The sequence below is a fragment of the Prevotella sp. khp1 genome (assembly GCF_900102205.1).
Lineage (GTDB): Bacteria > Bacteroidota > Bacteroidia > Bacteroidales > Bacteroidaceae > Prevotella > Prevotella ruminicola.
The window spans coordinates 337,721-364,447 of sequence record NZ_FNJZ01000001.1 but is presented as its reverse complement, the minus strand read 5'-3'; the positions used below and the strand labels follow the sequence as shown (position 1 = coordinate 364,447).

Genomic DNA, 26,727 nt, shown 5'->3' with positions numbered 1-26,727 from the left:
TACGTGTTACATAAATGCTACGGTGAGTCCCGCCATCACAATGCTGACCATCGACATAAGCTTGATCAGGATGTTGAGCGACGGACCACTGGTATCCTTGAAGGGATCGCCAACGGTATCGCCTACGATACAGGCCTTATGGGCAAACGAGCCCTTACCACCAAAGGCGCCCTCTTCGATATTCTTCTTAGCATTATCCCAAGCGCCACCGGCATTAGCCATGAATACGGCCAAGGTAAAGCCGCCAGCCAGTCCGCCTACCAGCAGTCCGAGCACGCCGGCAACACCCAGCACGCAGCCTACGATGATAGGGATAAGGATGGCCAGAACGGATGGGATAACCATCTCGTGCTGAGCAGCACGGGTAGAGATTTCAACACAACGACCGTAATCGGGCGTGCCTGTACCTTCGAGGATACCTGCTATCTCGCGGAACTGACGACGAACTTCCTGCACCATTTTCTCGGCAGCACGACCCACAGCCTCCATCGTCATACCGCAGAACAGAAAGGCGGCCATCGCACCAACAAAGGCGCCCACAATCACCTTGGGGTTCATCAGGTTTACCTGGAAGAAGTTCATGAAGTCGGGGATATTGGCATCGGCAGCCGAAATCAGCTCGCCCTTTACGTTCTCCATCATCACGCCAGCGCGGGTCATCGCAATCTTTATTTCTTCGATATAAGATGCCAGCAGCGCCAAAGCGGTGAGTGCAGCCGAACCGATGGCAAAGCCCTTACCGGTGGCAGCAGTGGTGTTACCCAGTGCATCGAGCGCGTCGGTACGGTGACGAACCTCTTCGCCTAAGCTCGACATCTCTGCGTTTCCGCCTGCGTTATCGGCAATAGGTCCGTAAGCGTCGGTAGCCAGGGTGATGCCCAGTGTAGAGAGCATGCCCACGGCAGCGATACCGATACCGTAAAGACCATGAGCCAGTGATTCTGACGACATAGAGAGGTCGAATCCGTTAGCGCACAGATAGCTGAGCATGATGGCTACACCAATGGTGATAACGGGGATGCAGGTAGAAATCATACCTGTACCGATACCCTTGATGATAACCGTTGCGGCACCTGTCTGTCCGGCTTCCGAAATCTTCTGGGTAGGCTTGTAGCTGTGCGAGGTGTAATACTCGGTAGCCTGACCGATGATAACGCCTGCTGCCAAACCTGCGATAACCGAGAACGAAAGGCCCAGCCAGTTCTGGATATCCAGCAGATACAGGATGCAGAAGGTAGCGGCGGCAATCAGGATGGCACTTACGTTGGTGCCCACCGAGAGCGAACGTAACAGATCCTTCATGGTAGCGCCCTCCTTGGTACGAACCAGGAAGATGCCCAGCAGCGAGAGGAACACGCCTACGGCAGCAATCAGCATAGGAGCGATAACCGCCTTGAGCTGAATCTCCAAGCCAGCCACACCAAAGGCAGCTGCACCCAGTGCGGCAGTAGAGAGTACCGAGCCGCAATAGCTCTCGTACAGGTCGGCACCCATACCAGCCACGTCGCCCACGTTATCGCCTACGTTATCGGCAATGGTAGCGGGGTTGCGCGGATCGTCCTCAGGGATATCGGCCTCAACCTTACCTACGATATCGGCACCTACGTCGGCAGCCTTGGTGTAGATACCACCACCCACACGCGCAAACAGCGCCTGGGTTGAAGCACCCATACCAAAGGTAAGCATCGTTGTGGTGATAGAAATTAAGCCATCGGCATCGAAGTGGTTAAGCACTACGAACCAGATGGCTATATCAAGCAAACCAAGACCAACTACGGTGAGTCCCATAACAGCTCCCGAACGGAAGGCAATCTTTAAACCAGCATCCAGACTCTCGCGGGCGGCATTTGCGGTGCGCGCCGAAGCATAGGTTGCTGTCTTCATGCCAAAGAAACCTGCCAGACCCGAGAAGAAGCCGCCTGTAAGGAAGGCAAACGGTACCCAGGGGTTCTGAACATTCAGTCCGTAGGCCATAAAGGCAAACAGCACGCAGAGCACCGCAAACACAATGCCTACTACTTTGTACTGCTGCTTTAGATAGGCCATAGCACCTTTGCGCACATAGAGCGCAATTTCTTTCATTCGTGGCGTACCTTCATCGGCTTTCATCATCTGAGTGAAGAAATAGTACGCCATGCCTAATGCCACGATCGATGCGATGGGCACCAGCCAGAATACTTGAGGAATCATCATAATTAGGTTTTAGTTTTATTGGGTTGTTGTTAAGTGAACGCGCACTTATTATTCCTCAGAGAAATCGATGAGCTCAGAGCTCTCCTCGTCAGAGTCGTCGCCAAGGTCCATCATTGTTGAGTAGTTGTCCTCGGTGATATCCTCGTCGTTTGGTCCATCTACCTCCTCATCTTCCTCGTCATGTGAGCTGTAGTTGTCCTCAACGATTACGTCAGAGTCGTCGTCCTCATCAAAGTCGTCGTCCTCGCCGTTACGCAACTGCATGCGCAGCTTGATCTCCTCGGGCTTCAACTTAGCAAAGATAGCCTCAACCCAGCCACCTTTGGGCACCTCGAGTACCTCGTAGCCATCCTCAACCTTCTTGTCGTACATGCCGCCTTTCTTGTGCAAGCGGTCCTTAGGCAGGGTAGTGGTAGAGATATCGAAACCGCTCTGGATAATGTCCTGAATCGACTGTGAGAGCGAATCCCAACCGCCACCAAAGTTGCGGTCGATAACCTCAAGCAACTGGGTTGCTGAGATGTGACGGATATTCTCGTAAGTTAAATCGGTGACACGACTGATGGGGCGCTTCTTGATGGCCCAGATGAATTTCATGTTATCGTCGAACTTAATAGTGGCCACTTTATAACCACGACCTTCGTAGCTCTTGCGGATAGGGGCAGAATCGTCGCGAAGATCCTCGATAAAGAAGGCACTCTTAAAGATCTGGATATAGTGCTTTACGTTTTCCTTTACTTCGGCATCCTTGCAAGCGGCCTCCCACATACGGAAGACATCATTCTCCTGGATGTCCCAAACACTACTCTTGGTTACACTCTTAATTGATAATGACGGATTACTTTCCGGTTGTTGTTGTTTTGTTCTTGCCATATTATTCTACTAATTTTTGTGCAAATGTAACCACTTTATTTTTTATTCGCAAGTTTTTGGCCATAATTTTTTGTAATTATCGCAATTTAGCGTAACTTTGTGCCCGAATATGGCACAACCATTAGCTGAAAGACTGCGTCCACGCACTTTAGATGAGTATATCGGACAAGAACATCTGGTGGGTGAGGGAGCTGTTCTGCGTAAAATGATCGACGCAGGACGCATACCTTCGTTTATCCTTTGGGGCCCTCCTGGAGTGGGTAAAACCACCCTGGCCCAGATTATCGCCCACAAGTTAGAAACACCCTTCTACACGCTCTCGGCTGTAACGAGTGGTGTGAAGGATGTGCGCGAGGTGATTGAGCGCGCTCAGAAGGGCAGGTTCTTCAACGAGGCATCACCTATATTATTTATAGACGAGATACACCGTTTCTCAAAGTCGCAGCAGGACTCGCTGCTGGGGGCTGTAGAGAAGGGTATCGTAACCCTGATTGGTGCTACCACCGAGAACCCGTCGTTCGAGGTGATACGTCCGTTGCTGTCGCGTTGTCAGCTCTATGTGCTCAAGTCGTTACAGAAGGACGATCTGCAGAAACTGCTGGAGCGCGCCATCCATACCGATGCGATTCTGAAGGAGCGAAACATCGTACTACAGGAAACCAGCGCGATGCTGAGATATAGCGGAGGTGATGCTCGTAAGTTGTTGAATATCTTAGAGTTGGTGGTTGAAGCTGAAGCAGGGGATGAAGTGGTGATTACCGACGAGAAGGTGGTGAACCGACTGCAGCAGAATCCGTTGGCTTACGATAAGGATGGCGAGATGCACTACGATATCATCTCGGCGTTTATCAAGAGTATCCGAGGCTCCGATCCTGATGCCGCCTTGTATTGGCTGGCACGTATGATTGAGGGCGGCGAGGACCCGCAGTTCATCGCCCGTCGACTGGTGATCAGCGCTTCTGAAGATATAGGTTTGGCCAATCCAAATGCCTTGTTGCTGGCTAATGCCGCGTTTGATGCGGTGATGAAGATAGGTTGGCCCGAGGGTAGAATACCTTTGGCCGAAGCTACGGTTTATCTGGCCACATCGCCAAAGAGTAACAGTGCTTATCTGGGCGTGGATGCTGCGCTCGACCTGGTGCGCCGAACGGGTAATCAGCCAGTGCCGCTGCCCATCCGTAATGCGCCCACACAGTTGATGAAGGATCTGGGCTATCACGACGGCTATAAGTATCCGCACGACTTTGCGGGGCATTTTACACCGCAGCAGTATATGCCCGATGCGCTGCAAGACGAACGCATCTGGCACGGGCAGCATAATCCTACCGAAGAGAAATTATACCAGCGCATGGTGAACTATTGGGGAAAAAGATACGAAGACTAAAATGAATATGGATCAGGAATTGATTATCAAGTTAATAGAGTTATTAGGCACATTTGCCTTTGCAATATCCGGCATCAGGCATGCTGCTGCTAAGCGCTTCGACTGGTTTGGCGGTTATGTGTGCGGTGTGGCTGTGGCTATCGGCGGCGGTACCATCCGCGATGTGATGTTAGGCACCACACCATTCTGGATGACCAACGCTATCTATCTGATTTGTACGGCAGTAGCGCTGCTTACGGTGGTGCTCTTCGGCAAATGGATGGAGCCCTTGAAGAACGCTTGGTTTGTGTTCGATACCTTGGGTTTGGCACTCTTTACGATTGCCGGAATCCAGAAGAGTTTAGCCTTCGATCAGCCTTTCTGGGTGGCTATCATCATGGGCTGTATCACCGGTTCGGCTGGTGGTGTGATTCGTGATGTGTTGCTGAACAACGAGCCCGTGATATTCCATAAGGAGATATATGCGATGGCGTGTGTGATAGGCGGTGTGGCCTATTGGGGACTTGCCGAACTGGGTGTAGCTGCCGAAATAAGCGCGGTGGTAAGCTTTATCGTTACCTGCCTGATTCGCTTCCTGGCTGTACGCTATCACCTTTCACTCCCCGTATTAAAGGAAAAATAGAAAAATAGTAAATAGTCAAATTGTCAAATAAATAAGATGGCAGAACAAACAAATAGACGAAGAAAGAGTAGTAACCAGCCCGTAGATCCTACCTACGGACACCTTCAGCCACAGGCTCTGGAGATTGAGAAGGCTGTGCTGGGTGCGCTGATGATTGATAAGGATGCCTACGCGGTAGTGTGCGAGATTCTGCGTCCTGAGAGCTTCTACGAGCCTCGTAACCAGATGGTTTATGCCGCCATACGCGACTTGAGTATGGAGGAGAAACCAGTTGATATCCTGACGGTTACCGATCAGTTGGCTAAGTCGGGAAATCTGGAGCAGGTGGGCGGTCCCGGTTATGTGGCCGAGCTGAGCTCTAACGTGGTATCATCGGCCAATATCGAGTATCACGCCAATATCATCGCCCAGAAGTCGCTGGCCCGTCAGCTCATCTCGTTCTCGAGCATGATTCAGACCAAGGCTTTCGACGAGACGATTGATGTTGAGGACCTGATGCAGGAGGCCGAGGGTTCGCTCTTCGAGTTGTCGCAGCACAACATGAAGAAGGACTATACCTCGATCGACCCCGTTATCTCGCTGGCTGTAAAGGGTATCCAGGATGCCGCTAAGAACACCGACGGTTTGACGGGTGTTTCAACCGGTTACTTTAAGCTCGATGACCTGACCAGTGGTTGGCAGGCTTCCGACTTGGTGATTATCGCCGGACGTCCTGCGATGGGTAAGACATCGTTTGCCCTCTCGATGGCCAAGAATATTGCCGCCGATATCCGTACACCTATGGCTTTCTTCTCATTAGAGATGTCGAACGTTCAGCTGGTTAACCGATTAATCTCGAATGCCTGTGAGATTCAGGGTTCGAAGATTCTGAACGGACAGCTGCAACGTGACGAGTGGGAGCGACTGGATAAAAATATCAATAAACTGCTGGGTGCACCGCTGTATATCGACGATACCCCAGGTCTTTCGGTATTCGAGTTGCGTACCAAGGCCCGTCGACTGGTTCGTGAGCATGGTGTGAAGCTGATTATGATCGACTACCTGCAGCTGATGAATGCCAACGGTATGCGATTCAGCAGCCGACAGGAAGAGGTGTCAACCATCTCTCGTTCGCTCAAGGGTTTGGCTAAGGAGTTGAATATTCCCATCCTGGCACTGAGTCAGCTGAACCGTGGTGTTGAGAGCCGTGAGGGATTGGAAGGAAAGCGCCCACAGCTGAGCGACCTGCGTGAGTCGGGAGCCATCGAGCAGGATGCCGACATGGTACTGTTCGTACACCGTCCTGAGTACTATCATATCTATCAGGATGATAACGGACGCGACCTGCATGGTATGGCGCAGATTATTATTGCTAAACACCGTAAGGGTGCTACGGGCGACGTGCTGCTTACCTTCCGTGGTGAGTACACCCGTTTCGAGAATCCCGAGGATAAAGCTATCGAGAACCGTGCCCCAATGGGAGGCGGCGAGATATTGGGATCAAAAATAAACGGAGACAACCCACCGTTGCCTCCGTCAGATCCAAACGAACCGTTACCTTTCTAACGGTTATTTGTATTTCTCAATCAAGTTATCTGCCTGCAGATTGCCCATTTCCTTGGCTTTCTGCAGGTTTTGTATTCCCTCTTTCTTGTTGCCCTTCAGGCACTGGGCCACACCTAAGAACAGGTAACCGTCGCTGTCGTTAGCATCAACGCTCAGGCTCTCCTTGGCGGTGGCAATCGCATTGTCGTAAAGACCCACACGGATTTCGAGCGAGGCCTTCTCGGCGTAATATAGTGTCTCCTTAGGATTCATAACGATGGCGCGGGTGATATCGTTGAGTGCCTGCTGATACAAACGACCTTCGATTTCGGCCTGGTGACGGATGTAGTAGAAGTTATCGTTGACGTTGGCCTTCATCAGCTCCTCGTAATCGTTCATATCGGCGATAGCCTCGCGGAACTTCTTAGCCTGCAAACGGGCTTGGGCACGCGACCACAGATAAGGAGCGGCCTCCTTCAGATAGGGTTTGCTGTACATGTTCATAGCGCTATCCATCAGAGCCAGCATCGAGGTGGTATCCTTCAGCATCTCCTTGCAACGGGCAGCGCTGAAGTACAGCTCGGCACTCTTCATGTTGGTGCTCGAGAGCTCGTTGTAGATATCGTAGGCCTCGGCATATTTCTTCTGGGCAAACAGGATGTTAGCCTCAGTCTGACGATACATCAGCTGTGGGTTAACGGCGTTGGCGGTACGAACCTCTTCGAGTGCCTTATCCAGTGTCCACTTATCGTAAGGCGCATCAGTCTGGAAAATATTCTTGTTGTAGATCAGTCGGGCATAGTTGTAATGCGCATCATCCTTCTGCTGAGCGTTCTTGATGGCCATCTCCATATCGCGGTCGGCAGCGGCAAAATCGTTGGCACCAGCCTCAAGCTGGGCACGGTACATATAACCATCGGCAGCGTTGGGGAACTTATGGATAAAGTCCTCGATCAGGGCTGCATAAGCGGCAGAATCCTGCTGTGTCTGGGCCATGTAGAGTGCCAGAACAGCCTCCTTGATGTTATCCGGAAGCTCCTTCTTAATCTTGGTCTCCTGCAGACTAGCCTCGTTCATACCAAAGCCCGAAATCTTCAGCGAATCGGCAAAGCGGGCGCTTACGGCATAGTTGAGAGTATCCTTATCGGTAGCGGGCTGCTGCATCATACCGATTACTTCGCCCATCTGGTTAATCAGCGGACAGCTAACGGTGTTGGCGGGCATGGTGAGTGCTACGGTATAGTAATCGTACTCGCCCTGGAAGGTCTCAGCCTTACGAACGGTACCTGCTGGCACGTTCTTTACCTCGTGATAAGGCAACAGCCAAGCCTGACTGCCTACAGTGGCCGAAGCGCTGCTGATGGCCAGAGGCTGGGTTTTACCGCTTACACGGAACTTAACTACATCGTACATGTCGTTTACACCTACGATGCTTACTACGGGCATTTCTTTACCGGCAGCATCAATCACTACAGCTCTTGTAGCACCCTTGAATGGGGTGTAGTTACTGACTGCGTCGCCATTGGCGCTGGTAAAGAAACCATTACTGCTGCCGATGAGCGAACCGTCAGCGGCAAAGGTTTTCAGGGTGAAAACCGACTTGGTGGCTTTCTTTACCCAGCTAGGCTGAGCACCTGCCAGCAATGGCATCACCGCCAGTAATATCAATAAAACTTTCTTTTTCATATCTAATGTTTAATCTTTAATCTTTAATGTTTAATCTTTAATCTTTAATGTTTAATGTCCAAGCAGTGCTTTCGCATTCTGTATCGCTGCTTCCGATACGTCGCTACCACTCAGCATCTGAGCAATCTCGCGTACACGTTCGTCGGCATCAAGCTGGCGCATCTTACTGGTGGTACCATTGGCGGTCTCGTTCTTCTCAACCTTATAATGTACCGAACCTAAGGCTGCAATCTGTGGCAGGTGCGTAATGCTGATAACCTGGCGACCATGACCGCCCATCTCTTTCATAATCTGGGCCATCATCTCGGCAGTCTTTCCGCTTACACCGGTATCAATCTCGTCGAAGATGATTGTTGGCAGCTTCACGGCACCGCTGATCATCGCCTTGAGCGACAGCATCACACGGGCAATCTCACCACCCGAAGCCACCTGAGAGACAGGCTGGAGTGGGGTAGATGTGTTGGCGCTGAACAGGAACGAAACCCTGTCGCAACCATTTACGCTCAGCTCGATAGTGGTAAGTTGGATGCAGAACCTTACGTGTGGCATACCCAGTGGTACCAGGCGCTTCTGCATCTCGTCCTCAATCTTCTTGGCAGCCTTGGTGCGCAGTTTGGTAAGTGCCTCGGCCTCCTTACGGGCCTGGGCTTCCAACTGGCTGACGCGTGCCTTTACCTCGTCGAGCGATTCGTCACCGTTCTCGATGGCCTGCAGCTGCTGGTGCAACATTTCGCGTTTCTCAATCAGCGCCTCGATAGCGTCAACGTGGTATTTCTTCTCTAACTCGTAGATGCGGTCCAAGCGGTTGTTAACCTGATCCAGTTCGGCAGGATCGAAATCAACCGACTCTAACAGGCTGCTGATTTCGTGAGCCACATCCTTCAGATCGATATAACTGCTGTCGATACGCTGAATCAAATCGCCCACCTCGGGATAAACAGCCTCGATGCTGCGTAAGGCCGAGAGCGACGAGCGCAACTGTTCTATCACACCGTTCTGATCGGCCGATAGGGCATTGTCGGTGGTATAGAGGGCGCTCTTGATATCCTCGGAGTGCTCCATCGTGTCGCTGCGCTGTTCCAACTCTTCCTGCTCGCCTTCAACCAGGTGCGCATTCTCCAGCTCCTCATACTGGAACTGCAGGAAATCGCGGTTCTCGCGGTTACGCTCGATAGCTGCCTGCAGCTCTGCCAGTTCCTTTTCGGCAGCCTGATAAGCAGTGTATGTCTGTTGGTATTTGGCCAACTGGGCGGCATCGTCGGCAATGATATCTACCACCTCTAACTGGAAGTCCTGCTTGTTAAGCAACAGGTTCTGGTGCTGCGAGTGAACATCCATCAGCTGGTCGCCTAACTCCTTGAGCATCGAGAGTGCCACGGGCGTGTCGTTGATAAACGCACGACTCTTACCGGCTGCTGTCAGTTCGCGACGGATGATACAGTCGTCGGCATCGTACTCGATATCGTTCTCATCGAAGAAAGCCTGCATGTTGTAACGCGACAAATCAAAATGCGCCTCAATCACACATTTCTCGGCTCCCTGTTTGATGGTCTTCGAGTCGGCACGCTGTCCTAATAGCAAGGCGATGGCGCCCAGGATAATACTCTTTCCGGCTCCGGTCTCACCGGTAATCACCGAGAAACCTTCGTAGAGCGAGATATCCAGCTCGTCGATCAGCGTAAAGTTCTTGATATATAAATGCTTAAGCATAGCCTTATTTTACTATTTGACAATTTACGATTTGACAGTTATTGTTTGATGGCTTCCCAACTATTGTTCTGGGATGCATTCAATCCCATCAGAATATCGTAGATACGTTGTTTCTCTTTTTGTGTACCTTTACCTTTGTAGATATTGGCCAGCTCATCTTTCTTGTAGTCGGTCCATATCTGCGGCAACAAACTCAGCGGTTTGTTTTCGTGGGCCTGCTTCAGGTCGTTCTCGAGTGCTGCCGATATTTCTGTTCGGCCACGTTCGGCATTATTGGTCATCTCGTCCAGTCCCTTGCGATAATAATCGTATTGCAACTGGCGGAAGGGCTTCATGCCTTCGTCCATATAGTCGTTGATAACGGCAAAGCGGTTGCGGTTGTCCTCGAACGATTTCCAACCCGTAAAGCCCAGGTTCTGAGCGTTGTTTACCAGCACCAGGCAGCGCTGCAGCACATCGGTTCCACCCATGGGCGCAAAGCTGTCGAGGTCTAAACCAATCATCAGCAGGGCGTAGTAGGCTAGGAGAGCGGTCAGTTGGTTGTCGATGTTCTCTTCGGCAAAGTTCAACTGGTCGAACTGCTGGAACACGAAGTTAAAGTTGGCATCCCTATTATTATATAATGTAGTGTTATAGGCTGCATTAAAAACAGGGCGGTTGGCTTGTATAAGGGCGGTACACTCAAAGCGGTTCTCATCGCGAAGATACTTGTTTACGGTCAGGTTCAGGTTGCACTGGATACGCTCGTTTTTCTGAAACTGCAGGTCGGTCCATGCGCGCTCGTTCATAAACTGCTCGATGGTTTGCTGCAGGTTCTCAAACACGCTGTTATCGGTGCCTTGTATCTGACTGTGGTTCACACTAACCTTAACTTGCAGCTCTTGGGCATGTACGCCAAGAACTGCAAGTAGCGCTAGTATGGTTAAACAAGTATTCCTGATCATCCGTTAAGTTTTGACTCGCGAAGACGAATTCTTGTAAGTACTTGCTTGGTGTTATACGTGAAGTCGCCCGACAGAATCCAGCTGTAGTAGCCTGGGTCGATATGCAGCACGTCGGCTACAGGAATGCCCTTGTGCTTACCGAAGTTGAACACCTCGGTGAGGCGTGGGTTGCCCTGTTCGTCGAGTAGGGTGTTACCGTTGCGGTCCTTCATCTCGCCCCAAACGATACGACCGGCAAAATCCACGTTGTTGTTTACACGTGAGAATTCGGCCAACTTGTTCATATCGTTCTCAAGCACCTTCTCGGGATCCTCGTTAGCACCTGGTGCATACTTGTCCAGCTCGCCCATCAGCACACGGTAGGTGGCTTCGGTATCCTGGTCGGCACGGTGTGCTTCGAAGTCTTCCTCCATCTTGCGTCCGCAGTAGAACTTGTAGGCAGCAGCCAGATTACGGCGCTCCATCTTATGGAAGATGGTCTGTGCGTCGATCATCTTGCACTTGCTGAAATCAAAATCTACGCCAGCACGCAGGAATTCCTCAGCGAGTAGGGGAATATCAAAGTGGTTTGAGTTAAAGCCTGCAAAGTCGCAGCCGGTAAACTTCTCGGCCAGCACGGCGCCCAACTGCTTGAATGTGGGCTTATCCTTTACATCGTCGTTCGAGATACCTGTAAGCTGGGTAATCATCGGCTCGATGGGCTTTTCGGGGTTTACCAACTCGTTGCCACGCTCTTCGTGTCCGTCGGGATATACTTTTATATACGAGATCTGGATAATACGGTCCTTAACCAAGTCAAGGCCCGTAGTTTCCAGATCAAATATTACCAGAGGTTTAGTTAAATTCAGTTTCACCTTTACTTCTCCCGCTTTTTAGTCGTTAATAAGCATAGGCATCATCAGCATCACAACCTCCTGATTCTCAGGCTGCTCTGAAGGCAGAACCAAACCGGCACGACTTGAGTCGGCCAACTGGATAATCACGTCAGAACACTCGATGTTGCCCAGGATCTCGATAAAGGCGTTACCCTTGAAACCAATGCTCATTGGTGTACCGTTATACTCACAGGTCATGCGCTCTGTAGCGGTCTTCGAGAAGTCGTAGTCCTCGGCATCCAGCTGGAATGTAGAGCCTTCAACGTGGAAGCGTACCAGGTTGCTCGAATCGTTAGCAAATGGCTGTACGCGGCGCAGGGCAGCCAGCAATGACAGGCGATCCAGACGAACCTCGTTGGGATTGTTCTGTGGGATTACTGAGTTATAGTTGGGGTAGCGACCCTCGATCAGGCGGCACAGCAGCACACCATCGCCGTAGTTAACCTCGGCGTTGCGCTCGTCGAAGCGGATGGTAACATCGCCACCATCTTTACCCAGCAGGTTCTTCAGCAGGTTAGCGGGTTTCTTAGGCAGGATAAATGCCGATGGCTCCTCGCTCTTAATGGTGAATATCTTGTTGCGAACCAGCTTGTGTCCGTCAGAAGCAACTACTGCCAGGTGATCGGGAGTAAGATCGAAGTAGATACCGTTCATTACAGGGCGAAGCTCGTCCTGAGCGGTAGCAAAGATGCTGCGGTTGATATTCTCGGCCAGGATGGCATTAGGCAGAACGATGCTCTTAGCAAAGTCGCTAACTGGCTGTGCCACAGGGAATTCGTCGGCGTTGTCGACAGGCAGAGAGAACAAACCGTTTTGGTAAGTGATCTTTACCAGATTCTGCTCCAGATCCACGTCGAATGTGATGGGCTGCTCAGAGAAGCCTTTTACGGCCTCAAGCAGGTCGTGATTGCCGATAGCAAAGCGGAAGTTTCCATCGCTTTCGGTCAGCTCCAACTGTGTCTTCATCACGTTCTCTGAATCTGATGCTGTCAGATGCAGAACATTGTTTTCGATCTCGAATAAAAAGTCACCCAGGATGGGTAGAGCATTTTTACTGTTAATCACTCTCGAGAGTGCAACGAGCTTAGAGCTCAGTGCTGTGCTTGATAATGTAAAACGCATAGTTTATAGTTATTTTATTATTCTACATATTATATTATTGGTTACAAAATTACAAAAAAAAGTTGTAATGAGCAAAAAAAAGAGCAGAAATGTGCGTTATTCAAACTATTTTTAGTAATTTCGCACTCTGAAAACGATAAATTCAACAAAATAAAACAAAAAAGATAATGGAATTAACAGGTAAAATCATTGCGGTAATGGAAGCCCGCGGAGGTGTTTCGGCCCGTACAGGCAACTCATGGAAGACTCAGGAGTACGTTTTGGAGGTTCCTGGTCAGTATCCTAAGCGTTGCGTATTTAACGTATTTGGTGAGGACAGAATCAATCAGTTCAATATTCAGAATGGTGACGAGCTTACCATCCAGTTTGATATTGATGCTCGCGAATATAACGGTCGTTGGTATAACGATGTACGTGCTTACAACGTTATTCGTGGTCAGCAGCCTGTAGCCGGTGCTCCTGTAGCAGCAGCTCCTTCAGCAGCTACATCGCCATTTCCACCAGCACAGGAGCCCGCTAGCGAGGGTTCGTCTGACGATCTGCCATTCTAAGAGATTTATTCCAAGAAATAAGGCGATAGTCCTCACGTTTGTGGGGACTATCGCCTTATTTTACGAGAATCGGCATTATGATAAATAGGGATTTGAGAGAGGAATTGATGGCTTGAATTGGATGCCCTATTTGGAGGAACGTTTGAGGCCTGAATGAGGCGCCTTATTTGAAAGATGATTTAGGGCACGAAATGGCGCTTTATTTTTGCGATATTTCGGGCCGATGGCCAGGTTGGTTCAAAATATCGAAGTTTTGAAGCATTGTTAGATTATTTGATGTAGAAATCCTTAGTAAGATTATGATACCAATCGCTGCGCTGACCTGGGCATGATTCTAATACTTGCTCCTCGAAATTAACTTGTTCTACGGGATGCTTTCTGAATTCTACGAGATGACGTTTCGGGAGTTTATTGGGCGTAGTTTTAATCAGACAGATTCTAGTTAGGAATAATCCCTCGAAAGCTGCGGCAGACTCTACGTTATCCTGATTATTGGCAGGAATAACCAGCGACAGAATGCCGTCTGGTTTCAGCAGTTTGCTGGCAGCGTGCATCAAGCTCTCGTACGTTAAACTTACAGCGTGACGGGCCAGTGTGCGCTGATCCTGAGGACACGTGAGAGAATCAACGAAATATGGCGGATTACACACGATGGCATCATACCCTGCTTTGTCGTCTATTTTTGTAGCATCTTCTCTATTTATCATAATCCGGTCGGAAAATGGAGAACCTACTACATTTTCCTGGGCTTGCTGGGCGGCATCTTCGTCGATGTCAATGCCTGTAACCTGCGCCTCGGGAAAGCGCTGAGCCATCATCAAGGCTACCAGTCCGGTGCCCGTTCCAATGTCAAGAATACGTGCTGCTGCAACGGGTGCATTTGCCCATGCGCCAAGCAGTGTGCCATCAGTACCCACCTTCATGGCGCAACGGTCCTGATAAACAGTGAATTGTTTGAATTGAAAGCTGTTTTTTGCCATAATCGCGGCAAAGTTACTAATAATTTGTTAATTCTTGCCCCTTTCGTACGTATTTCTTAATTTTTATTAGTAACTTTGCACCCCGATTTAATAAATTTGAAAATGAGTAATCAGAATAACAATTCAGCATTTCAGATGATTGCTGATGTAGATGGAGATTTGAAGGATTTTTTGAATGTTCACACGCCCGACCGTGTGCCCATTCTGGCTTTGCGCAATATGGTTCTGTTCCCCGGTGTGGTAACGCCGATTCTTATTGGTCGTCAGGCCAGCAAAGCTTTGGTTGAAAAAGCTGAGAAGAAAGGTTTGATAATTGGCGTTGTAGCCCAGCGCGATCCTGATGTGGACTATCCCGATAAACACGACCTGTATGAGGTGGGTGTTTATGCCAAGGTGATGAAGCTCCTCACCCTACCCAATGGCAATATTACCGCCATTCTGCAGGGCCTGGGACGTTTTGAGTTGAACGAGATTGTATCTACCTCGCCTTATCTTGAGGGTGATGTTACGGCTCTCGAGGAGGATCTGCCCGACCCAAAGGATCGTGAGTTTAATACGGCTGTGGCCGATCTTCGCGATATGGTTAGCAAATACGTTACGGTATCGGATGAGATCCCCGACGAGGCCAGCTTTGCTATCAAGAATATCTCGAACACGGTGATGATGCTCAACTTTGTATGCACCAACATGCCGTTCAACTACAAGGAGAAGCAGAAACTGCTGGAAATCGGTCTCGTAAAGGAGCGCCTGTTTACCACCATGAAGATGCTGAACCGCGAGATTAACCTGCAGAACCTGAAGGCTGATATCCGTAACAAGACCCGTGAGGATATCGACGAGCAGCAGCGTAACTACTTCCTGCAGCAGCAGATTAAGAATATGCAGGCCGAGATGGGTAACGGTGAGTCGCCTGAGAAGCACGAGCTGCTTACCAAAGGCCGCTACAAGATGTGGAAGTACGAGATGGCCAAGTATTTCCGTAAGGAGTGCGATAAGCTGGATAACCTGAACCCACAGAGTCCTGAGTATAACGTGCAGCTTACTTACCTGCAGACACTGGTAAACCTGCCTTGGGGCGAATATACCGTTGACGACCTGAACCTGAAGCGTGCCAAGCGTATTCTGGATAAGGACCACTACGGTATGGAGAAGGTTAAGGAGCGTATCCTTGAGTACATGGCTGTGCTGGCCCTGCGTGGCGATCTGAAATCGCCTATCCTGTGTCTGTATGGCCCTCCAGGCGTTGGTAAGACATCGCTGGGTAAGTCGATTGCCGCTGCCATGAAGCGTAAGTATGTACGTGTTTCGCTTGGTGGTGTACACGACGAGGCTGAGATTCGCGGTCACCGTCGTACCTACATCGGTGCCATGCCCGGACGTATCATCAAGAGCATCCAGAAGGCTGGCTCTAGCAACCCTGTGTTTATTCTCGACGAGATCGACAAGGTAACACAGAATACCCATAACGGCGACCCTGCATCGGCCCTGCTCGAGGTGCTCGATCCTGAGCAGAACAATGCCTTCCACGATAACTATCTGGATGTGGATTACGACCTCTCTAAGGTACTGTTCATCGCAACAGCCAACAACCTGAGCACTATTCCTCGTCCCCTACTCGACCGTATGGAGGTTATCGATGTAAGTGGCTATATCACAGAGGAAAAGATTGAAATCGCAAAGCGTCACTTGATACCACGCGAGCTGGATAATACCGGTTTGAATATCAATTCAAGCCTGAAGCCTTCGTTCAATAAGGCTGCCATCGAGATGATTATTGAGCGTTATACCCGTGAGAGCGGTGTGCGCCAGCTCGAGAAGCAGATTAACAAGGCCCTGCGTAAAATTGCCTTCAAGCGTCAGATTGAGGACGGTGCTGAGTACAAGAAGATTACCCCCAACGAGTTGGAGGGACTGCTTGGCAAGCCACCATTCTATCGCGATATCTACCAGGGCAACGATTATGCCGGTGTGGTAACTGGTCTGGCCTGGACTGCGGTTGGCGGCGAGATTCTGTTTATCGAAACCTCGCTCTCAAAGGGCAAGGGCTCTAAGCTCACACTTACCGGTAACCTGGGCGATGTGATGAAGGAGTCGGCCATCCTGGCTGTTGAGTACGTAAAGGCCCATGCCGAGACGCTCAACATCGACTACCGTGTGTTCGACAACTGGAACATCCACATCCATGTACCCGAGGGTGCTACACCTAAGGACGGTCCTTCGGCAGGTATCACCATCGCCACTTCTATCGCCTCTGCCCTCACCCAGCGTAAGGTGCGTAAGAACACCGCTATGACCGGTGAGATTACCCTGCGCGGAAAAGTGCTGCCCGTGGGTGGTATTAAGGAGAAGATTCTGGCCGCTAAGCGTGCCGGTATCACCGATATTGTGATGTGTCAGGAGAACGAGAAGGATATCCTGGAGATTCCTGATATGTACCTGAAGGGCGTTAACTTCCACTATGTGGAGAACGTGCAGGATGTATGGGATTTTGCCCTCACCGATGAGGTTGTAAAGAATCCGCTTGATTTCACCATTCCCGAAGAAAAAGAAAAGAAATAAATGAAGTTTGAAGTACAACATACCGATGCAGCCAGCGACGCCCGTGCGGGATTGATTACCACCGATCACGGACAGATCCAGACCCCTATCTTCATGCCTGTGGGCACAGTAGGTAGCGTAAAGGGTGTGCACTTTAGCGAACTGCGCGAGCAGGTTAAGGCACAGATTATCCTTGGTAACACCTATCACCTGTATCTGCGTCCCGGTCTCGACATTCTGCGCCAGGCTGGCGGTTTGCATAAGTTTAATACTTGGGATCGCCCTATCCTTACCGATTCGGGTGGTTTCCAGGTGTTTTCATTGACAGGCATTCGTAAGCTTCGTGAGGAAGGTTGTGAGTTCCGTAGTCATATCGATGGTTCGAAGCATATTTTTACCCCCGAGAACGTGATGGACACCGAGCGTGTGATTGGTGCCGATATCATGATGGCGTTCGACGAGTGTCCACCGGGACAGAGCGACTATAAGTATGCCGAGAACAGCTTGCGACTCACCCAGCGATGGCTGGAGCGCTGCGTAAAGCGTTTTAACGAAACCGAGCCCCTGTATGGCTACAACCAGACGTTGTTCCCCATCGTGCAGGGCTGTACCTATAAGGACCTGCGCCAGGATGCTGCCAAGCACGTGTGCGATGTGCTGGCCAAGCTGAACGACGGCGGTGGTGCCTCGATTGGTGGACTGGCCGTGGGCGAGCCTACCGAGGTGATGTACGAGATGATCGAGGTGGTTAACGAGATTCTGCCTAAGGATCGTCCACGTTACCTGATGGGTGTTGGTACACCTCAGAACATTCTGGAGGGTATCGAGCGCGGTGTGGATATGTTCGACTGCGTAATGCCTACCCGTAACGGTCGTAACGCCATGCTCTTTACCTACGAGGGTACGATGAACATGCGTAACAAGAAATGGGAGAACGACTTCTCGCCTATCGATCCAGATGGCTGCGAGATCGACCGCATACATAGCAAGGCCTACCTGCACCACCTGTTCAAGGCTCAGGAGCTGCTGGCCATGCAGATAGCCTCGATTCATAACCTGGCATTCTATCTGCGCTTGGTGGGCGACGCCCGACAGCACATCATTGCAGGCGACTTTGTACAGTGGAAACGTTCGGTTATCGATCAATTAGGAAGAAGACGATGAAAGAAGCATTTCGTAAGATAAAACATTGGCTGCGATGGCTGCGCTGGCTTAAATGCCTGAGATGCCTCAAGGTGCTGAATCCGTTCAGCTACCTTAAAAGGCTCGACCGCTACATCATAGCCAAGTTTATTGGTACTTACATCTTCTCGATTATCCTCATCATCTCTATCTCGATAGTGTTTGATGTGAACGAGAACCTGGCTAAGTTCTCTACCTATAACGCACCGCTCAAGGCGATTGTATTTGATTACTACGCCAACTTTGTGCCCTACTTCGCTAACCTGTTCTCACCGTTGTTTGTGTTTATTGCCGTCATCTTCTTTACCAGTAAGCTGGCGGGCAATAGCGAGATTATAGCCATGCTGGCAGCCGGTGTAAGCTTTAAGCGCCTGTTGCGCCCTTATATGGTATCGGCGGCATTGATTGCTGCCGTTAACTTTTATCTGGGTGGCTATGTGATTCCTAAGGGCAACCAGGTTAAGATGGATTTCGAGGCCAAGTACAAGAACAAGGAGCGTAACCTTTCGGCCAGCAACGTGCAGCTGATGGTGCAGCCGGGTGTGATTGCCTATCTGCAGCAGTACGACGATGTGACCAAGACGGGTTACGGTTTCTCGCTCGATAAGTTCGAGAACAAGAAGCTGGTGAGCCACATGACGGCTTCGGTTATCCGCTACGATTCTATCAGCGACAGCCGTTACCACTGGAAGGCTCAGAGCTATAAGATACGTACGCTGAAGGGCCTGCGCGAGGAGATCGAATCGGGTGCCGTTATCGATACCCTGATACAGATGGAGCCTATGGACCTGGTGTTCTCGAAAGGTCAGCAGGAAACCCTTACCTCTACCGAACTGAGCGATTATATCTCGAAGCAGGTTGAGCGCGGATCGGTTAACGTGGTGCAGTACGAGGTTGAGTACCACAAGCGCATAGCCACCTCGTTTGCATCGTTTATCCTCACCATGATTGGTGTGTCGCTGTCAAGTCGCAAGCGTAAGGGCGGCATGGGTATGTACCTGGGTATAGGTCTGGCCCTGTCGTTCGGTTACATCCTGCTGCAGACTATCAGTGCCACCTTTGCCATCAATGCCGACACGCCTGCGCTGTTGGCTGCATGGATACCTAACTTATTATATGTAATCATAGCATACTTCTGCTACAGACAAGCCCCGAATTAATGAAATTTGAAGAAACATATTTGAACGATAATATTCTCGATGCGCTGTACGACATGCACTTCGAAGATATGACACCCATCCAGGAGCAGTGTATACCTGAGATTCTGGATGGATACGATGTACTGGGTGTGGCCCAGACTGGTACCGGAAAAACTGCAGCCTACCTGCTGCCAATCCTTTCAGAACTCGACGATGGCGACTATCCTAAGGATGCCATCAACGCCGTCATCATGTCGCCAACCCGCGAGCTGGCACAGCAGATCGACCAGGCCATGCAGGGCTTTGGCTACTATCTGGATGATGTGAGCAGCGTGGCTGTTTACGGTGGTAACGATGGTAACCGCTACGATCAGGAGCTGCGCTCGATGCGTATGGGTGCCGATGTGCTGATTGCCACACCAGGCCGACTGCTCAGTCACCTCAAGGTGGGTAATCTCGACCTCTCTCGTTGCTCGTTCTTTGTGCTCGATGAGGCCGACCGCATGCTGGATATGGGCTTTATCGAGGATATCATGAAGATTGTAAAGGAGTTGCCTGCCAGCTGTCAGCGCATCATGTTCTCGGCCACCATGCCAAAGAAGATCCGTGAGCTGGCCGTACAGCTGCTGCACAACCCCGTTGAGATACAGATTGCCGTATCAAAGCCCGCTGAGAAGATTCACCAGATGGCTTACGTGTGCTATGAGCCACAGAAGCTTAAGATTATTCAGGACATCTTTAAGAAAGGCGACCTGCAGCGCGTCATCATCTTCTCAGGTAAGAAAGAGCGTGTAAAGGAGGTTACCCGCAAGCTGAAGTCGATGCACATTAACTGCGACCAGATGCACTCCGACCTCTCGCAGGCCGAGCGCGATGAGGCTATGTATCGTTTTAAGGCCGGACAGACCGATGTGCTGGTGGCTACCGATATTGTGGCCCGTGGTATCGATATCGACGATATCCGACTGGTTATCAACTACGATGTGCCTTCTGATAGCGAGGATTACGTACACCGTATCGGTCGTACCGCCCGTGCCGATCGCGATGGCGAGGCCATCACTTTTGTGAGCGATGATGACATGTACCGCTTCCAGAGTATCGAGCACTTCTTAGGTAAGGAAGTAGAGAAGCTGCCCCTGCCCGAAGGCTTGGGCGAGGCTCCCGAATACAAGAAACGCGAAAAGAAACCCACCAGTCGCCGCAACGGTCGCTGGCACTCTAAGGGTCATGGTGGCCATGGTGGTGGTGGCAAAGGCCACGGCACTGGCAAAGGCAAGGGCCAAGGCAAGCAGGGCCAAGGCAAGCAGGGCCAAGGAAAGCCCCAAGGCCAAGGCAAACCACAAGGTAAGCCCAAAGCCCCTAAAAATAATGTTTAATCTTTAATGTTTAATCTTTAATGATAACATTTCCTATAGCAAAGATCAATCTCGGTCTGAACGTTGTCGAGAAGCGTGCTGATGGTTATCACAACCTGCAGACGGTGTTCTTCCCCGTGCCCCTGCTCGATGCACTCGATGTGCAGGAGATGGGCGCCGAGTTTCCCTCGCAGTATGATTGCGACCTGAAGGTGTCGAACATCCATATCGATGGCGACGAGCAGCGCAACCTGGTGGTTCGTGCCTACAACCTGTTGAAGCAGGATTTTCCTGATATGCCTCGCGTGCACGCGCACCTGTATAAAGGTATCCCCACGCAGGCTGGTATGGGTGGCGGATCGAGCGATTGCGGCTTTATGATTACGCTGCTTAACAAGATGTTTAACCTGGGGCTGAGCGATGAGCAGATGATACAGTATGCCGCCCGTCTGGGGGCCGACTGCGCCTTCTTTATCCTCAACAAGCCTTGCTATGCCGAGGGTATCGGCGAAAAGCTGCAGCCCATACAGCTCTCATTATCAGGCTGGTATCTCTCGTTGGTTCGACCAGACATTCCGGTTTCTACCCGCGAGGCCTTTGCGCTCATAAAACCCCACTACCCCGAGTTTAACTGTAAGGAGGTAGTACAGTTACCCGTTGAAGAGTGGCGTGGCAAACTAACTAACGATTTCGAGGACAGCGTGTTTGCTGTGCATCCCGAGTTAGGTGCCGTTAAGGATCGCCTGTATCAGCTGGGTGCCACCTATGCTGCCATGTCGGGTTCGGGCTCTACCCTGTTTGCCCTGTCAAAGCAGCCGCTTCATCTCGATGAGTTCGCTCAGGAGGGAACATTTATTACAACTATATCAATATAATTTAAAACATTATGAAACAAACAATCCTTGTTACTGGTGGAACCGGTTTTATCGGCAGTCACACCACTGTAGAGCTGCAGGAAGCAGGCTACGAAGTTGTTATCATCGACAACCTGTCGAACTCAAACGCAAATGTAGTGGATGGTATCGAGAAGATTACCGGCATTCGTCCTGCTTTTGAGAAGGTTGACTGCTGCGACATGGAGGCCCTCGAGGGCGTGTTTAAGAAGTACCCCAAGATCGAGGGTATCATCCACTTTGCAGCCTCGAAGGCTGTGGGTGAGAGCGTTGAGAAGCCACTGATGTACTATCGCAATAACCTCACATCGCTCATCAACCTGCTGGAGCTCATGCCTAAGTACGATGTCAAGGGTATCATCTTCTCATCAAGCTGCACCGTTTACGGTCAGCCTTCACCCGAGAACCTGCCTGTTACCGAGAACGCTCCTATCCAGAAGGCTATGAGTCCTTACGGCAACACCAAGCAGGTAAACGAAGAGATTATACAGGATTACATCCACTCTGGTGCACCTATCAAGAGCATTATCCTGCGTTACTTCAACCCCATTGGTGCCCACCCATCAGCACTCATCGGCGAGCTGCCTAACGGTGTGCCCATGAACCTCATTCCTTTCGTTACACAGACTGCCATGGGTATCCGCGAGCAGCTGAAGATCTTCGGTAACGACTATAACACACCTGATAAGACCTGTATCCGCGACTATATCTATGTAGTTGACCTGGCTAAGGCTCACGTAAAGGCTATGGAGCGCGTGCTTGATAAGCCAGAGTGCGAGGCTGTCGAGGTATTCAACATCGGTACCGGTAAGGGTCTTTCTACCCTCGAGGTTGTAGAGGGCTTCGAGAAGGCCACTGGCGTAAAGGTTAACTGGACCTACGCTCCACGTCGCGAGGGCGATATCGAGCAGGTTTGGGGTAATGTCGACAAGGCCAACAAGGTACTTGGCTGGAAGGCCGAGACGCCTACCGAGGAAATCCTGCGCACCGCATGGCGCTGGCAGCAGCAGCTCCGCGAGCGCGGCATCCAGTAACGTCAAGATCCAAAGGAAGAACATCAGTGTTCTTCCTTTTTTAAATCCTTTTCCAAATTTTCCTTCAACCATCACCTTCTTCACAACCACCCAACCCTCCTTATCCTAAGGAGGGCCTCAAACCACTCCTAAATCCTCGCCAATCTTTGGCAAGGACTTAGTTGACTACGAGGGAAAACCCTCTCCGTCAAAGTTTTGGTATGGCTCTCGAGCCTTTGTCCTCAGCTACGCTTCGGATTCGCCATATATTGCTTAATGGGGGCTCGCCCCCATACCCCCACACTTCGTGCTTCATGCTTTCTCGTGATAAATCACTCGAAAACATTCTTCGACAAGCGAAGCGAGCAGAGCTCGTAACCGCACTTCGTGCTTCATGTTTACTCGTGATAATTCACTCGAAAACATTCCGCACGAGGAGGTCTTTAGAGGAATGCAAATTCTTTGAATCGATATTGAGTCTCGGATTGCGGTACGCAATCTGAGCAACGAAATACGAAATGCTGTTTGAGCGGAGCGAGTTCATTGAGTGATTTGAAGAATTTGTGTTCCGGCCTCCGAGCTCAGGACGTTTTCGCACCTTTCTTTGTTTCGTTTCTTTCAGTGATGAAAGAAATGAAAAGCCGAACTTGGGGAAGGTGGATGTTTCTTTTAGTTCTTTTCTTTGCGCCAAAGAAAAGGACAGACTCGTGACTGGGAGGGTTGTGAAGAAAGGTAGATGGTATTGGAGGAATTGAAAATGAAAACGACAAGGTTATTTAAAAAAACACCATAAATTTTCATTATATTTAAAATAATTTGTATATTTGCAGCAAAATATATAAGTATTACCAATGAAACGATTTATCTATACCTTACTGCTAAGCCTTATTGGCACTTGCAGCATACAAGCACAAAAACAGTTGGTGTTCACACCTACGTGGACAGCCCAGGCACAGTTTGCCGGGTTCTACGTGGCTGATGCCCTTGGATTCTTCAGGGACGAGGGACTGGATGTGATTATCAAGCATCCGTCGGCTTCGAACACCAGTCTTAACCGTCTGAAGAGCGGCGAGAGTCATTATGTGGCCCTGCATCTGGTGTCGGCACTCGATATGATTGATAAAGGCGACGAGCTGATTAACGTGATGCAGTGCTTTCAGCAGAGCGGCGAGATGATAGTATCACACAAGCCCCTGCGAGGTCTGAAGAGTCTCGATCGCAAGCGTGTGGGCTGCTTTAAGTCGGGCATCTCCAAGCTGCCCATTGCCCTGGCACGCCGCGAGAAGGTTAACATCGAGTGGATACCGTTTATCTCTCACACCAACCTGTATGTCTCGGGGGCCATCGATGCTACGCTGGCCATGAACTACAACGAGTATTACCAGCTGATTATGGCCGGACAGCGCCTGAATAGGAATCAGATTATATACATGCGCGACATCGGTTGCAACGTGCCCGAGGACGGCGTCTATGTTACCAGGGAGTACTTCACCAAGCACAAGGGCGAAATAGATAAGTTTGTGAAGGCCTCGAAACGCGGTTGGGAGTATGCCATCAGTCATCCCAAGGAAACGCTGGATATCGTGATGCTGTACATGCGACAGGCAGGCATTTCGGGCAATGAGGACGCACAGAAGTGGATGCTGAAAGAGTGCCTGCGCCTGCTGGTAAGTCCCAGAACCGGCAAACGCACCTATAAGCTTGAGCCCGAAGGTCTGAACCAGGCCAACAGCATTCTGCTGCAAGGCGGCGAGATAACTAAACCTATCACTTACAAGCAAATCACCGAACCATGAAGTACAACAGTTATATCAAACCTTTCCGGACCCTCAACGCCCGCATCACCATGTGGATCATGTTAACGGTGCTGGTGGTGTTCGTCATCATCACCTATCTGGTTACCTACTTTGGTGCCAAGGGTGTGCTGTTAGGCTCAACTGAGAATGCCAAGAGCCGCATGGAGATCACTAACCAGCGCATCAACACCGTGATGCATGCTGTAGAAGTGGCCGTTTACAACACCATCCCCGAGGTGGAGCTATCGCTGAACAAACCCGACGATATGTATCGCATCGTGCGCCGATTGCTCGAAATCAATCCTTATATCGTGGGCTCAACAGTGGCGTTCGAACCCTACTACTACAAGGAGAAGGGCGAGCAGTTCTCGCCTTATGCCTACAGGAGCGTCGACAACAATATCCAAACCAAACAGCTGGGTACGTCCGACTACGAGTACCACTATATGGACTGGTATCAGATACCCAAACTGCTGAAGAAGAACTACTGGAGCGAGCCTTACTACGATCGCGGTGGCGGCGAGCAGATGATGACCACCTTCTCGCATCCGCTCTACGACAAGAAGGGCAACCTGTATGCCATCATCACGGCCGACATATCGCTTGAGTGGGTTTCCGACCTGCTCCGTAAGAGCGATATCGATTTCAACAATAAAGCCCTGGAGCTGAATATCAATAGCGATGCTGAACTGCAGGCCGAATTGGAGAACGACAGCGATTTCTTCTATCACTACGCCTACTCGTATATCATCGGCAAGGGTGGCACCTATATCGCCCACCCCATGCGCGAACGCATTCTGAACGATACGTATTTCAACCACTCGATGAAATACAACGACAGTATCGACAACCTGATAGGCTACGAGATGATCGACGGTAAGAGCGGCATGCGCACCATCAATCGCGACGGCACCGAATTCATCGTCAGCTATAGTCCGATAGAACGTACAGGCTGGTCGATGGCTACGGTCATCCCCAACAACCTGATTACCAACCGTTCCATCAAGTATGCCACCATCATCGTGGGCGTCATGCTGCTTGGTTTACTGGTGCTGTTCATCATCTGTCGCAGCATCCTCAAGCGTGCTACCCGTCCGCTGGCCTTGTTTGCACACTCGGCCGACAATATCGCCAAGGGTAACCTGAACGCCTCGCTGCCGGTGATACGCACGCACGACGAGATGAAGCAGCTGCACGACTCGTTTGCCATGATGCAGACGTCGCTGAAACAGCAGATCGAGGAGTTGAAGACGGTGAATGCCCAGAAGGGACGTATCGAAGGCGAGCTGAAGGTGGCGAGCGACATCCAGATGTCGATGCTGCCTAAGATCTATCCGCCTTATCCCGACCGCCAGGATATCGATATCTTTGGTAGTCTGACTCCCGCCAAGGCCGTGGGCGGCGACCTGTTCGATTTCTATATCCGCGACGAGAAGCTGTTCTTTGTCATCGGCGACGTGTCGGGTAAGGGTGTGCCGGCATCACTGGTAATGGCGGTATCGCGCACGCTGTTCCGCATCGTGTCGTCGCACCTCGAAGAGCCTAGTGGGATCATGCATCAGATGAACGAGGCGCTGTCCGACCAGAACGACTCGAACATGTTCGTCACCCTGTTCATCGGTTCGCTCGATTTGAGAAACGGTCATTTGCAATACTGTAACGGTGGTCACGATGCCCCGTTGCTGGTGAACCTGAAGGAGCACACGCACCAGCTGTTGGATTGTAAGTCGAACCTGCCTGTAGGTGTAATGCCTGGTTTCGACTTCGAGTCGCAGGAAACGGATATCGATACCGACACGCTGATATTCCTTTATACCGACGGACTTACCGAGGCCGAGAACATCCAGCATCAGCTGTTTACCGAGGCCCGCATCTTCGAAGTGGCCCAGCAGCTGCTGACCGACGGAACGGCATCGGCTGATGGCGAACCCGTTTCGGCTCAATCGGTTGTTGAGCGCATGGCGCGGGCGGTGCATCAGTTTGTTGGCGATGCCGAGCAAAGTGATGATCTCACCATGCTAGCAATAAAAAGGAAGAACATCTAACGTTCTTCCTTTTTTAAATCCATTTCTTTTTTTGCATCCCGGTAATGCGGTGCGCCTATTTTTGCTGGGTTCCCCAGCCGGGGAACACCCCCGTACCCCAGTGCAGGGTTCACCCTGCACTCGTCCCAACCTCCTTAGTCCTCCTTATCTTAAGGAGGATCTCAAACCACTCCCCAAACCCCTCGCCAATCTTTGGCAAGGGGCTTAACCGCTCCTCCTGTCGCTCTTTCATTAAGGTACGCTCAGGGCATCAAAGCCCTGGCGTGATTGTTTTTTAATAGGGGCTCTGCCCCTAAGACCCC

The 26,727-nt window shown here is 50.7% G+C and carries 20 protein-coding genes; 12 read left to right on the top strand and 8 right to left on the bottom strand.

The window, feature by feature from the left end; all coding sequences use genetic code 11:
- Nucleotides 1-6 precede the first annotated feature (6 nt).
- A complete protein-coding gene (locus BLR73_RS01605) occupies nt 7-2,196 on the bottom strand; it encodes a sodium-translocating pyrophosphatase (protein WP_091858200.1) in 2,190 nt (729 codons plus the stop codon).
- A 45-nt stretch (nt 2,197-2,241) separates the two neighbouring features.
- Nucleotides 2,242-3,066: a hypothetical protein gene (locus BLR73_RS01600; RefSeq protein WP_049769076.1), complete on the bottom strand. Its 825-nt coding sequence runs from the start codon at nt 3,064-3,066 to the stop codon at nt 2,242-2,244.
- A 109-nt stretch (nt 3,067-3,175) separates the two neighbouring features.
- Here BLR73_RS01600 and BLR73_RS01595 point away from each other — a divergent pair, with 109 nt between their 5' ends.
- The 3 genes from BLR73_RS01595 to dnaB are packed head-to-tail and all read left to right on the top strand — an operon-like array spanning nt 3,176 to nt 6,617.
- Nucleotides 3,176-4,450 (top strand): replication-associated recombination protein A, encoded by a 1,275-nt coding sequence (locus BLR73_RS01595; protein WP_013064723.1) that lies wholly within the window; start codon nt 3,176-3,178, stop codon nt 4,448-4,450.
- Between the two features lie 7 nt (nt 4,451-4,457).
- The gene (locus BLR73_RS01590; RefSeq protein ID WP_013063344.1) at nt 4,458-5,072 is read left to right on the top strand and encodes a trimeric intracellular cation channel family protein; all 615 of its coding nucleotides are present in this window, start codon (nt 4,458-4,460) and stop codon (nt 5,070-5,072) included.
- Nucleotides 5,073-5,108: 36 nt separating this feature from the next.
- On the top strand, nt 5,109-6,617 hold the full coding sequence (gene dnaB / locus BLR73_RS01585; protein ID WP_013065678.1) for a replicative DNA helicase: 1,509 nt from the start codon (nt 5,109-5,111) through the stop codon (nt 6,615-6,617).
- A gap of 3 nt (nt 6,618-6,620) precedes the next feature.
- Here the strand turns inward: dnaB and BLR73_RS01580 are convergent, their stop codons facing one another.
- Genes BLR73_RS01580 through dnaN form a run of 5 tightly spaced genes read right to left on the bottom strand, consistent with a single transcriptional unit; the run spans nt 6,621 to nt 12,933 of the window.
- A complete protein-coding gene (locus BLR73_RS01580) occupies nt 6,621-8,282 on the bottom strand; it encodes a serine protease (protein WP_073042413.1) in 1,662 nt (553 codons plus the stop codon).
- Between the two features lie 51 nt (nt 8,283-8,333).
- Entirely contained in the window at nt 8,334-9,992 is a 1,659-nt protein-coding gene (gene recN / locus BLR73_RS01575; RefSeq protein ID WP_091858197.1) for a DNA repair protein RecN, read from the bottom strand.
- Between the two features lie 38 nt (nt 9,993-10,030).
- Complete coding sequence (locus BLR73_RS01570) at nt 10,031-10,936, bottom strand: type IX secretion system protein PorD (protein ID WP_073042418.1); 906 nt, start codon at nt 10,934-10,936, stop codon at nt 10,031-10,033.
- On the bottom strand, nt 10,933-11,790 hold the full coding sequence (locus BLR73_RS01565; protein ID WP_033150840.1) for a 3'-5' exonuclease: 858 nt from the start codon (nt 11,788-11,790) through the stop codon (nt 10,933-10,935). Before BLR73_RS01565 ends, BLR73_RS01570 begins: the two co-directional genes overlap by 4 nt.
- An 18-nt stretch (nt 11,791-11,808) precedes the next feature.
- Nucleotides 11,809-12,933, bottom strand: coding sequence for a DNA polymerase III subunit beta (dnaN, locus tag BLR73_RS01560; protein ID WP_013064994.1), 1,125 nt, complete (start codon nt 12,931-12,933; stop codon nt 11,809-11,811).
- A 167-nt stretch (nt 12,934-13,100) separates the two neighbouring features.
- On the opposite strand from dnaN, the gene BLR73_RS01555 reads away from it, so the two are divergent.
- Nucleotides 13,101-13,484, top strand: a complete 384-nt coding sequence (locus BLR73_RS01555; protein WP_033150841.1) for a DUF3127 domain-containing protein — start codon at nt 13,101-13,103, stop codon at nt 13,482-13,484.
- A 269-nt stretch (nt 13,485-13,753) separates the two neighbouring features.
- On the opposite strand, the gene BLR73_RS01550 is transcribed toward BLR73_RS01555, so the two are convergent.
- Nucleotides 13,754-14,464, bottom strand: coding sequence for a tRNA1(Val) (adenine(37)-N6)-methyltransferase (locus BLR73_RS01550; RefSeq protein WP_091858194.1), 711 nt, complete (start codon nt 14,462-14,464; stop codon nt 13,754-13,756).
- 102 nt (nt 14,465-14,566) lie between these two features.
- On the opposite strand from BLR73_RS01550, the gene lon reads away from it, so the two are divergent.
- The 8 genes from lon (at nt 14,567) to BLR73_RS01510 (ending at nt 26,425) form a co-directional block, all read left to right on the top strand.
- Entirely contained in the window at nt 14,567-17,023 is a 2,457-nt protein-coding gene (gene lon / locus BLR73_RS01545; RefSeq protein ID WP_073042425.1) for an endopeptidase La, read from the top strand.
- A complete protein-coding gene (tgt, locus tag BLR73_RS01540) occupies nt 17,024-18,166 on the top strand; it encodes a tRNA guanosine(34) transglycosylase Tgt (protein WP_013065073.1) in 1,143 nt (380 codons plus the stop codon). It begins immediately after the preceding gene.
- Nucleotides 18,163-19,344 (top strand): LptF/LptG family permease, encoded by a 1,182-nt coding sequence (locus BLR73_RS01535; protein ID WP_091858191.1) that lies wholly within the window; start codon nt 18,163-18,165, stop codon nt 19,342-19,344. The genes tgt and BLR73_RS01535 overlap by 4 nt, the downstream gene beginning before the upstream one ends.
- Entirely contained in the window at nt 19,344-20,699 is a 1,356-nt protein-coding gene (locus BLR73_RS01530; RefSeq protein WP_091858188.1) for a DEAD/DEAH box helicase, read from the top strand. Before BLR73_RS01535 ends, BLR73_RS01530 begins: the two co-directional genes overlap by 1 nt.
- 20 nt (nt 20,700-20,719) lie before the next feature.
- Entirely contained in the window at nt 20,720-21,553 is an 834-nt protein-coding gene (gene ispE / locus BLR73_RS01525; protein ID WP_091858185.1) for a 4-(cytidine 5'-diphospho)-2-C-methyl-D-erythritol kinase, read from the top strand.
- 11 nt (nt 21,554-21,564) lie between these two features.
- Nucleotides 21,565-22,605, top strand: coding sequence for a UDP-glucose 4-epimerase GalE (galE, locus tag BLR73_RS01520; RefSeq protein WP_013063716.1), 1,041 nt, complete (start codon nt 21,565-21,567; stop codon nt 22,603-22,605).
- A gap of 830 nt (nt 22,606-23,435) precedes the next feature.
- Nucleotides 23,436-24,380: an ABC transporter substrate-binding protein gene (locus BLR73_RS01515; protein ID WP_033150846.1), complete on the top strand. Its 945-nt coding sequence runs from the start codon at nt 23,436-23,438 to the stop codon at nt 24,378-24,380.
- A complete protein-coding gene (locus tag BLR73_RS01510; protein ID WP_091858183.1) occupies nt 24,377-26,425 on the top strand; it encodes a SpoIIE family protein phosphatase in 2,049 nt (682 codons plus the stop codon). Before BLR73_RS01515 ends, BLR73_RS01510 begins: the two co-directional genes overlap by 4 nt.
- Nucleotides 26,426-26,727: the final 302 nt, after the last annotated feature.